This is a genomic window from Jiella soli (assembly GCF_020615385.1).
GTDB lineage: Bacteria > Pseudomonadota > Alphaproteobacteria > Rhizobiales > Rhizobiaceae > VKMB-3413.
Genome location: NZ_JAJAVB010000008.1, coordinates 16,915 through 27,000, shown reverse-complemented (window position 1 = coordinate 27,000; position 10,086 = coordinate 16,915). Strand labels below are relative to the sequence as shown.

Annotated in this window: 9 protein-coding genes; all 9 read right to left on the bottom strand. The window is 66.6% G+C overall.

Translation table 11 applies throughout. The annotated features are described in order from the left end of the window. Position 1: 1 nt before the first annotated feature. Complete coding sequence (locus LH400_RS05415) at positions 2-727, bottom strand: ATP12 family chaperone protein (protein WP_229151658.1); 726 nt, start codon at positions 725-727, stop codon at positions 2-4. A 179-nt stretch (positions 728-906) separates the two neighbouring features. Then, the gene (locus tag LH400_RS05410) at positions 907-1,602 is read right to left on the bottom strand and encodes an HAD-IA family hydrolase (protein ID WP_229151657.1); all 696 of its coding nucleotides are present in this window, start codon (positions 1,600-1,602) and stop codon (positions 907-909) included. Then, positions 1,602-2,588 carry an RluA family pseudouridine synthase gene (locus tag LH400_RS05405; protein ID WP_229151656.1) on the bottom strand — a complete coding sequence of 329 codons (987 nt, stop codon included), beginning with the start codon at positions 2,586-2,588 and terminating at the stop codon, positions 1,602-1,604. The genes LH400_RS05410 and LH400_RS05405 overlap by 1 nt, the downstream gene beginning before the upstream one ends. Before the next feature lie 242 nt (positions 2,589-2,830). Then, the gene (locus LH400_RS05400) at positions 2,831-3,793 is read right to left on the bottom strand and encodes an NAD-dependent epimerase/dehydratase family protein (protein ID WP_229151655.1); all 963 of its coding nucleotides are present in this window, start codon (positions 3,791-3,793) and stop codon (positions 2,831-2,833) included. Between the two features lie 58 nt (positions 3,794-3,851). Next, positions 3,852-4,685, bottom strand: coding sequence for an aspartyl/asparaginyl beta-hydroxylase domain-containing protein (locus LH400_RS05395; protein WP_229151654.1), 834 nt, complete (start codon positions 4,683-4,685; stop codon positions 3,852-3,854). Between the two features lie 94 nt (positions 4,686-4,779). Then, positions 4,780-5,157, bottom strand: a complete 378-nt coding sequence (gene crcB, locus LH400_RS05390; RefSeq protein ID WP_229151653.1) for a fluoride efflux transporter CrcB — start codon at positions 5,155-5,157, stop codon at positions 4,780-4,782. Positions 5,158-5,281: 124 nt separating this feature from the next. Then, the gene (locus LH400_RS05385; protein WP_229151652.1) at positions 5,282-6,898 is read right to left on the bottom strand and encodes a BCCT family transporter; all 1,617 of its coding nucleotides are present in this window, start codon (positions 6,896-6,898) and stop codon (positions 5,282-5,284) included. A 153-nt stretch (positions 6,899-7,051) separates the two neighbouring features. Further along, positions 7,052-8,416: a replication-associated recombination protein A gene (locus LH400_RS05380; RefSeq protein WP_229151651.1), complete on the bottom strand. Its 1,365-nt coding sequence runs from the start codon at positions 8,414-8,416 to the stop codon at positions 7,052-7,054. 1 nt (position 8,417) lies between these two features. Beyond that, positions 8,418-10,034 (bottom strand): DegQ family serine endoprotease, encoded by a 1,617-nt coding sequence (locus LH400_RS05375; RefSeq protein WP_229151650.1) that lies wholly within the window; start codon positions 10,032-10,034, stop codon positions 8,418-8,420. Between the last annotated feature and the right edge of the window lie 52 nt (positions 10,035-10,086).

The following is a 10,086-nucleotide window of genomic DNA, read 5'->3' as shown; positions in this document are numbered from 1 at the left end:
GTCAGCCACGGCCGAGGATCAGCGCCGCGACGCGCATCTCCTCCCAGCGCTTCGCCCGCATGGCCATCGCCTCCTCGTCGGCGCCCCACTGCTCGATGTTCCAGTCCTCGTCGAGATGGGCGAGATCCCAGGCCTCTTCCGCCGAGAGGCGCCCGTCCGCCAGCGCCAGCGCGACCAGCGAGGAGCCGGTGAGCGTCGTCGCCTGATGGAGCGCGGCGATGGCGAAGGGATCCTCGGTGCGGGCCAGATGCCGGCGCACGGCCTCGAGCGAGGCCTCCGGCTGGGCGACGTGCATGACGCCCTCGGCGAGGAGGAAGCGCGCGCCGAGCCGTTCATGCGCCCAGTCGAGGATCGGATCCCAGCGCTCGCGCTGGCGAGTCACCAGACGCTCCGGCTCGCCCGCCCGATAGAACAGCATGTCCGTCTCGGCATAGCGCGCAATGTCGTCGCGCACCGGCTCCGGATTGCCGACGATGCCGTCGACGATCGTGTTGACCAGCCGGGTCATCGGCATGGTCGCGGGATCGATATGCTCGCCCTGCGCCCGCCACTCCTGCGCAACCGCCTCGGCGACAGCCTTTGCGGGCATGGCGAGCAGCTTGCGGGCGGGCGTCTTCACCGGGCGGCCGTCGAGGGTGACGGAAAAGACGCCGTCATCGGCCGCGACCACCTCGGCGGTCTTGTAGAAGCGCTTGGGGAGTTCCGGCCGGGCTATCGCGGATTTCATCGTCTGTCTCTGCCTTCGAACGCCCCACCAGATGGTGCGGCCATATCCGGATCCGACAGGACCCGTCCTCGATCACTGCCGGCACAAGGCCGCCGGACCCGCGGATCGTCGTACTCACATCGGACCCGGCAGAGGCTTCTCCTGCCGGACGACCGCTGCCCAGCCTCGCCACCCACGTCTCAGCCGCCGACGGCTGCAGCTGCCGGTACCTCCGCCCCTATCCAATCGGCGATCAGGGCTTCGAGTTCCGAGACGTCGCCGGCCACGGCAAAGGCGCCGGCGGCGACCAGCGGCCCGGCCTCATGCGTGCCCCAGGCGACGCCGAGGGCATGCGCGCCCGCCGCACGGGCCATCTCGATATCGTAGATGGAGTCGCCGACCACCAGAGCGTCCGAGACCGCGACGCCGAGTTCGGCGCAGCATTCCTCGACCATCGCCGGATGCGGCTTGGAGGGGCAGTCGTCGGCCGTGCGCACGGCAAGGAAATGCCGCGTCAGCCCATGCGTCTCGCAGATCGCGGTGACGCCGCGGCGCGACTTGCCGGTGACCATGCCGAGCAGGGCGTCCTCGCGTGTCGCCAGCCGGTCGACGAGATCGCGCATGCCCGGAAACAGCGTCTCGCGATGCTCCGCCTCGCGCCGCATGGCCTGGAAGGCCTCGCGATAGGCGCCGGCCAGGCGCACATGGTGCTCGAGCCCGCCGTCCGGATGAAGCCGCGCCATCGCCGTCTCCAGCGACAGGCCGATGATCGCACGGGTGGCGGCGTCGTCCGGCTCCGGCAGCCCCTCGGCCAGAAAGGCACGGCGCATGACCGTGCAGATGGTTCCGCAGGAATCGGCGATCGTGCCGTCGCAGTCGAAGAGGATCGCCTTCATCAGTCGTTCAGCTCCGCCTCGTCGAACCCGAAGAGGTTGAAGGTCTGCACCATGTGCTGCGGCAGCGGCGCGATCTGGTCGACGAAGCCGCCGTCGGGATGCGGGATGACGATCCGACGGGCGTGAAGGTGCAGTCGCTTCTGGACGCCGCCGGGAAACTCGAAATTGGTGTCCGCCTCGAAATATTTGGGGTCGCCGAGGATCGGCGTGCCGATATGGACCGCATGAACGCGCAACTGGTGGGTTCGGCCGGTATAGGGCTCCATCTCCAGCCAGGAGAAGTTTTGCGCCACCTGGTCGATCACCCGGTAGTGCGTGAGCGCATGGTCGGCGCCCTCATCGCCATGCTTGGCGATGCGCATACGGTCGCCGTCCGGCGTCTGCTCCTTGACGAGATAGGTGGAGATCCGCCCGTCATGCGGCACCGGAACGCCTTTGACGATCGCCCAATAGTGTTTCTTGGTGTCGCGCTCGCGGAACGCCTTGGTCAGCGACACCGCCGCGCCTCTGGTGCGGGCGACGACGAGGACGCCGGAGGTATCGCGGTCGAGCCGGTGGACCAGCCGCGGCTTCTCTCCCTTCTTGCTGCGCCAGGCCTCCAGCATCTTGTCGACATTGCGATTGACGCCGGACCCGCCCTGCACGGCGAGGCCCGCCGGCTTGTTGAACACGAAGACCTTGTCGTCCTCGTAGATCAGCATCTGCGCGAGCACATCGCCATCGTGCTTGTCGCGCATGGTGTTGGGCGTGAGCGGCTTGCCGGTGGGCTGCCTCGCGTCGACGCCGATCGGCGGAATGCGGATCATCTGGCCGGGCTCGATCCGGGTGTCCGACTTCGCCCGGCCGCCGTCGACGCGCACCTGGCCGGACCGCAGCAGCTTCTGCAGATGGCCGAAACCGAGGCCCGGATAATGAAGCTTGAACCAGCGGTCGAGCCTTAAGCCCGCCTCGTCCTCCTCGACCCGTTTCTGTTCGACGCTCGCCATGGGATAGTTGCCTTGTCGTTTCGGCCCGGATCGGCAGCACAGGAGAAGCAGCGCGCGTGAAGATCAGGCTTTGGCCCGTTTCCTAAAGAAAGCCGGGGCAATGGGCAATGAAGGGCGGCGTCGGCGAGGACGCACCTTCGCATCGGGCATGGAAGGTGCCCCTGCGGGCCGACGGATCATGGCGCGCACCCGGTGGACGTCCGGCCCTGACGCGCCCCCCTCTGCCCTGCCGGGACCTACGATCAGCTCGAAGCAGCGACTTCCTTCGGCGAGACATAGGCCGGATCATAATGGAACGGCAGCGGCGCACCGTCGCGCAGCGCATCCAGCACCGCCCTGAAATCCGTCCGGCAGCGAAAACCGAGGACGCGTTCCATGCGCTGGGCGTCGTAGACCCGGCCGATCGTCTTCGGCAACTGCCAGCCGCGATCGCGGTAGAGCGCCGGCGCATCGGGAAAATGGCGGGCGATCACGGCGACAGCATCCGTCTTCAGCTCCCGCGCCTCTTCCCGCCGGAACGGCGTCGGCGCCGAGGCGACGAGTATGTCGAAGCCGATCTCCGCCGCCCGATCCAGCGCCGCAACATGGGCCGCGGCGGCATCCTCGACCGACAGGCGGCGGTTGAGAAACTCGTTCGCCTTCATGTTCTCGCCCGAGAGATCGCGATGGGTGTCGTCGTCCTCGGGGAAGAACCTCGCCGTCCGCAGCACGAGAACGCTCATCCCGTGCTCCAGATGATGCAGGCGGCAAAGACCTTCGGCCGAAAGCTTGGTGACGCCGTAGATGTTGCGGGGCGCGAGCGGTCCGACCGACTCGTCAAGAAAGACGGCCGCCTCCCCCGCCTCTTCGCGGATCTCGCGCGAGATCATCAGCGAGGTCGTCGAGGTGAAGACGAAGCGGTCGTTCCCCGCCTGCCGCGCCGCATCGAGAAGGTTCAGCGTGCCGGTCACGTTGACGTCGACGAAGGCCTGCGCCGGATAGCGCGCGACATCGGGCTTGTGCAGCGCCCCGCCATGGATCACCGCCTCAATGCCGTGCTCGCCGAAGATCCGATCGACCAGGGGCCGGTCGGCAACCGAGCCGACGATGGCGGTTTCCGTTCCCGGCGCAACGTCGAGTCCGGTGACTTCGTGGCCGCCCGCGCGCAGCATCGGCGCAAGGAAGCGGCCGAGCCAGCCGGACGAGCCAGTCAGAAGTACGCGCATTCGCCCCTCGGAGATCTCTTCGCCGCACCGGGCTCGCACGAGCCGGCCGGCAAGGACGTCAGGCCGGCGTCTTGGCCGTCTCGCCGCGCCGGTCGATCATCTTCCAGTTCTTGTAGAAGGCGGCCTTCAGCTTGTCCGCCACGGCCGAAACGCCGATCAGTAGCGTCGACAGGACCCCCGGGACAGGGCTCGGCCGGATCACGTCCATGAAGACGTTGTAGCGGCGCGCGTCGACCTCGTTCACCGAGCGATGGAACAGCGTGTCGTCGAAGATATAGAGCGGGTCGTCGCGCCACATGTGCTGGCGGCCGTTGCACTCGATGAAGACGCGGTCGCTGTCGGCCGGCGTCAGGTTGAGGAGCACGCGCAGGGTCAGCCGCAGCGGTCCAAAGTGCCAGGTCGTCGATTCCTTGCCCGAGAAGACCGAGACGGCGATCGTCTTGACGTATTTGAAGTCGCGATTGAACTCCGGGACGTTGTCGACGAAGCGCTTGCCGTACCACTGATAGACATACATGCCCCGCCGTCCCTCGGCGAACTGCGAATCGATGTCGGCGATGATCTCGCCCTTGCGCGCCCGGAACGTGTCGAGGACGGTGTCGATCTCGGCGCGCCATTCCGGCGGGAAATCCTCCGGCCGCCAGACGCCGGGATTGCGATGGCTGATCAGGTCGACGAAGAGATTGAAGGGCGACAACAGCCAGGTCGGAATGCCGTTGCCCATGAAATAGCGCGAAAACATCAGGCCGGTCCGGCCCTTGTTGCGCAGGATGTCGATCAGCCCGCAGACGATCCAGATCCCCGCTATCACCGGGATCAGCCAGAAGCCGAGGATCACCAGCGGGACCGCGATCGCGAACCGCCGGATCGTCTTCTTCTGGTTTCGGGTCATTTCGCCATTCTCTCCGCCGCAGCGTGTCTTCCCGTGCCACCGCCTGATCGTCCTTCGCGGCCAAAAAGAAGCATCGCCGCCCTCTCCTCCCCGCTCACCCGAGGCCGCGTACGAGCGCCAGCCCCGCAAAGAGCGCGGCGATGCCGAGGAGAAGCGTCCCGGCGACATAGACCGCCGCCAGGATCAGATCGCCGCGCTCGTAGAGCACGGCCGCATCGAGGGAGAAAGACGAAAAGGTCGTGAAGCCGCCGAGAAAGCCGGTGGCGAGGAACAGGCGGAGTTCGGTGGAGGCACCGGTGCGCCGGGCCAGCACTTCCACGAGCACACCCATCAGGAACGAGCCGACGACATTGACGAAGGCGGTGCCCCACGGAAACCCCGGCCCCAGAAGACGCAGCGCCGCGAGGCCGGAAAGATGACGGAACGCGGCCCCGAGGCCCCCGCCCGCCGCGACGATCAGAACGTTGAGCATAATCTCCCTATAGCCGCTGACGCGATGCGGTCAAAGAGAATGCTGCAACGCAAACCCGGCCGGATCGCCGGGCGGTGTCGCTCTCCCGGCGCGGCGAATCGGTGCCGCGGCGGGAGAACACCGTCTATTCCGCGGCGCGCGCCTCGGCGCGAGCGTTCTGCAGGAAGGGATGGCGCCGTTCCGCCAGAAGACCACGGAAGGTCGACCAGCAGAGGACCAGCAGGAGTATCGCGAAGGGAAAGCCCGTCGCGATGGCAGCCGCCTGCAGCGCCCCGAGACCGCCGCCGAGAAGCAGCGTGATCGCGACCAGCCCCTCGAAGGTCGCCCAGAAGATGCGCTGGGGAACCGGCGCGTCGACCTTCCCGCCGGCGGTGATCGTGTCGATCACCAGCGAGCCGGAATCCGAGGAGGTGACGAAGAAGACGATGACCAGGACGATGCCGATGAAGGACGTGATCGCGTTCAGCGGCAGCTGGGCCAGCATCTCGAAGAGCTTCACCTCGAGCGCGACATCGACGATGCCCGAAAAGCCGCCGATCGTCTCGGTCAGGGCGGTCCCGCCGAAGACGGTCATCCAGATGATCGAGACCGCCGTCGGGATGATCAGGACGCAGGTGATGAACTCGCGCACGGAACGGCCGCGGGAGACCCGGGCGATGAACATTCCGACGAAGGGTGACCAGCTCATCCACCAGGCCCAGTAGAAGGTCGTCCAGCCGGTGCGATAGCCGTCATCCATGCGGCCGAACGGGTTCGACAGCGGGATGACGTTCGTGAAATAGGCTACCGTGTTGCCGACGAAGCCCCGCAGAAGGTCGACCGTCGGACCGACGAAGAAGACGAAGAGCAGGAGGATGAGCGCCAGCACCATGTTGATCTCCGACAGCCGCTTCACGCCGCTGTCCAGGCCCGCGACGACCGAGGTCAACGCCGCGCCGGTGATCAGCACGATGAGCACGATGTTGGAGAGCATCGTGTCGGGCACGCCGAAGAGATAGTTGAGGCCGGCCACCGCCTGTTCGGCACCGAAGCCGAGTGAGGTGGCAAGGCCGAACAGCGTAGCGAACACCGCCAGGATGTCGATGAGATGGCCGGGCCAGCCCCAGACCCGCTCCTTCAGCAGCGGATAGAAGGCGGACCGCATGGTGAGCGGCAGGCCCCAATTGTAGCTGAAGAAGGCGAGCGCCAGCGCGACCACAGCGTAGATCGCCCAGGGATGCAGCGCCCAATGGTAGATCGTCGCGGCCATGCCGAGGCGGCGGGCCGCCTCGGTGTCGCCAGCAGCGCCCATCAGCGGCGCGTCAGGCCCGCCTGCCATCGACGTGGTGAAATGGGTGATTGGCTCCGAGACGCCGTAGAACATCAGGCCGATGCCCATGCCGGCGGCGAACAGCATGGCGAACCAGCCGAAATAGCCATATTCCGGCTGCGCGTCCTTGCCCCCGAGCCTGATCTTGCCGAGCGGCGAGGCGACGAGGACGAGACAGAAGAGAACGAAGACGTCACCCGCCAGCAGGAAGAGCCAGTCGAAGGTCGAGGTGATCGCGGGGCGCAGCCAGCCGAAGAAGCCGTCGGCCATGCCGGGGAAGAGAAGCGTGAAGGCGACGAGCGCGATGATCACGCTGGCGGAGATCGGGAAGACCGGATTGTGAATGTCCAGCCCGAACCTCTGCAGATTGTCCTGTCCGACTTCGTAGTCGGTAACGGAATATTCCGCCAGTTGGCTGGTGTCTTCTGACATCTGGACCTCGCGGTAGCGAACGGATTCTGGCAACTGCGCATGTCCGGCAGCGGAAGCGGCGCGCCGACGGCTGCCCTGTTGTTGCCATGATTTTGGAGCGCGAAAACGCCTTGGCAACATCGAACCCGCTTAAAACCCGTATATTCCCGCCGTTCAACCCCTCTCCTGCCGGTTCCGGCGTATTTCGGACCAATGCCTTAGCCGTTCGCCCAGTTTCTTTTCGGCTCCGCGCTCGGTCGGACGGTAGAAGTCGTGACGCCCCATGGCCTCGGGGAAATAATCCTGCCCCGAAAAACCGCCGGGCGCATCATGGTCGTATTCGTAACCACCACCATAGCCCTCGCTTTTCATCAGTTTCGTCGGGGCGTTCAGGATATGCTTCGGTGGCAGCAGCGATCCGTGCTCCTTCGCCGCCCGCATCGCCGCCTTGTAGGCGACGTAAACGGCGTTGGATTTCGGCGCGCTCGCCAGATAGACCGTCGCCTCGGCGAGCGCGAGTTCGCCCTCCGGCGAGCCGAGATAGTCGTAGGCGTCCTTGGCCGCGAGCGCGATCGTCAACGCGTGCGGATCGGCAAGTCCGATGTCTTCCGCCGCCATGCGCACCAGCCGGCGGCCGAGATAGAGCGGGTCCTCGCCGGCATCGAGCATCCGGCAAAGCCAGTAGAGCGCGGCGTCGGGATCCGATCCCCGCACCGATTTGTGGAGGGCCGAGATCAGATTGTAGTGGCCGTCCTGGCTCTTGTCGTAGACCGGCGCGCGGCGCTGGACCACGATTTGGACGCCATCGGCGTCGAAGATCTCATCCGATCCGGCGGCGCGCCAGACTTCTTCGGCAAGCGTCAGGATCGCCCTTCCGTCGCCGTCGGCAAGGCGCAGGAGCACGGCGCGGCCGCCCTCGTCTACCGGCAGCGGCCGGCCCATCGCGCGCTCGGCCCGTTCCAGAAGCCGGGCGAGGCTTTCGGGGCCGTGCGGGCGGAACGTCAGAACCCTTGCTCGCGACAAAAGCGCAGCGTTGAGCTCGAAGGACGGGTTCTCCGTCGTCGCCCCGACGAGGACAACCGTGCCGTCCTCCATCACCGGCAGAAACGAGTCCTGCTGGGCGCGGTTGAAGCGATGGATCTCGTCGACGAAGAGCAGCGTGCGCCGGCCATTGGAGCGCCGCAGCCGGGCAGCTTCGAACACCTTCTTCAGGTCCGCGACGCCGGAAAAGATCGCCGAGATCTGCTCGAAGGCGTAATCGACCTCGCCGGCCAGCAGCCGCGCGGCCGTCGTCTTGCCGGTGCCGGGCGGCCCCCAGAAGATCAGCGAGCCGAGGCTTCCCGCCGTCAGCATCCGCGACAGGACGCCTCCCTTGCCGGTCAGATGCTCCTGGCCGACGACGTCCGCAAGAGTCTGCGGTCGCAGCCGGTCGGCGAGCGGCCGCGAGCGGTCGTCGGCGGGGACCGGCGCGGCGCGCGGCGCGCTCTCCGCCGGGGTCTGGCGCGATGGCTTGGGATCGTCGCCGAAGAGATCCGCCATGTCAGCGAACGTACTGGGTGAGGCGCTGGCCGCCGCGGTCTATGTCGAAGCGCCAGCCGGAAAAATCGTGCCGCGACAATTCCTCAAGAGTGCTGGTGGAGTCGACCTTCTGGCCGTTCACCGCGAGGACGATGTCGCCCGGCCGCAGGCCCACACGCTGGGCGATCGATCCGGCAGCGATGGCCGAGACGATTACCCCTGTCTGGTCGGTCGAAAGCCCGAAGCTCTCCGCCACCCGAGGCGACAGGTTGAGGACGGTCGCGCCGGAAAAGGGTTCGTTGCCGGACAGCGTGCGCTCGTCTCGCGGCGGAATCTCGGGCGCGGCTTCGAGCGGCAGCGAGACATGCAGCCGATCTTCGCCGCGCAGGATCTCGAGATCGACGGTCTTGCCGATCCCGGTCGTTGCGAGCCGGTAGGAGAGCGCATCCGGACTGTCGATCGTGCGCCCGCCGACCGCGAGGACGACGTCGCCGACCTTCAGACCGGCATTCGCGGCCGGCCCCTTCTTTGTCACCGCCTGAATCAGCGCCCCGGTCGGCGTGCTCAACCCGATCGCCTCGGCGATGTCCGGCGTGACGGAAGCGAACTGCGCTCCGACATAGGGCCGCTGGAAGCCATGGCCGGCCTTGGCGGCGGCGATGAAGGTCTTCACCATGTTCGACGGGATCGCAAATCCGATGCCGTTCGAGCCGCCCGAGCGCGAGAAGATCGCCGAATTGACGCCGACGAGGCGCCCGCTCATGTCGATCAGCGCGCCGCCGGAATTGCCGGGATTGATGGCCGCGTCGGTCTGGATGAAGAAGCCGAAGTCATCGACGCCGATATGGCTGCGCGCCAAAGCGGAAACGATGCCGTTGGTCACGGTCTGGCCGATTCCGAACGGATTGCCGATGGCGAGTACGAGATCGCCGATCTGGAGATCGTCCGAATCGGCGATGGGAAGCGTCGGGAACGGCCCCTTCCCCTTGATCTTCAACACCGCCAGGTCGACGTCCTTGTCCTTCAAGAGGACCGTGGTCTGAAACTCGCGCCCGTCCGAAAAGGCGATCTTCACCTCGTCGGCGTTCTCGACGACGTGATTGTTGGTGATGACGAGCCCGGACTGGTCGATGATCACGCCGGAGCCGAGCGAGGCCTCCATTCGGGGCCGGCTCTGGTAGCGCTGGCCGAAGAACTGCTCGAAGAACGGATCACCAGCAAAGGGCGAGCGCTGTTGCGGCACGGCGCGCGCGGCATAGACATTGACCACGGCAGGAGCGGTCTCGCGAACCAGCGGTGCGAAGGTGAGATTGATCTCGGCCCGGCTCTGGGGAACTTGTTCCGCAGGCGCCGTCGCGGGCACGGGCACTGCCGGAACCGGCTGCGTCACCGAAGGCCGGGGGCCGGCGGCGCTGAGTTCGCCGCCCCCCGCTTGCGCCTGCATCTGCTCAGCCGGATCGGCCCGGGGTTCTGCAATTCCGCTTCGGGCGTGTGTGGATCCTGCATCAGGCGCAGCGGTGGCGGAGGAACTCTGCGAATCGCCGCGCAGCGACCAGGACCCGCTGTCGGTGAGGTTGGCCACCGCGAAGGCACCGCCGATGCCGACAAGCGCGACCAGAACGAGAACTATCGAGCGCATGGGCCGTCTTTTCGTCTGTCACCTTTGATCGGTATTGGCTTTAGAGCAGACG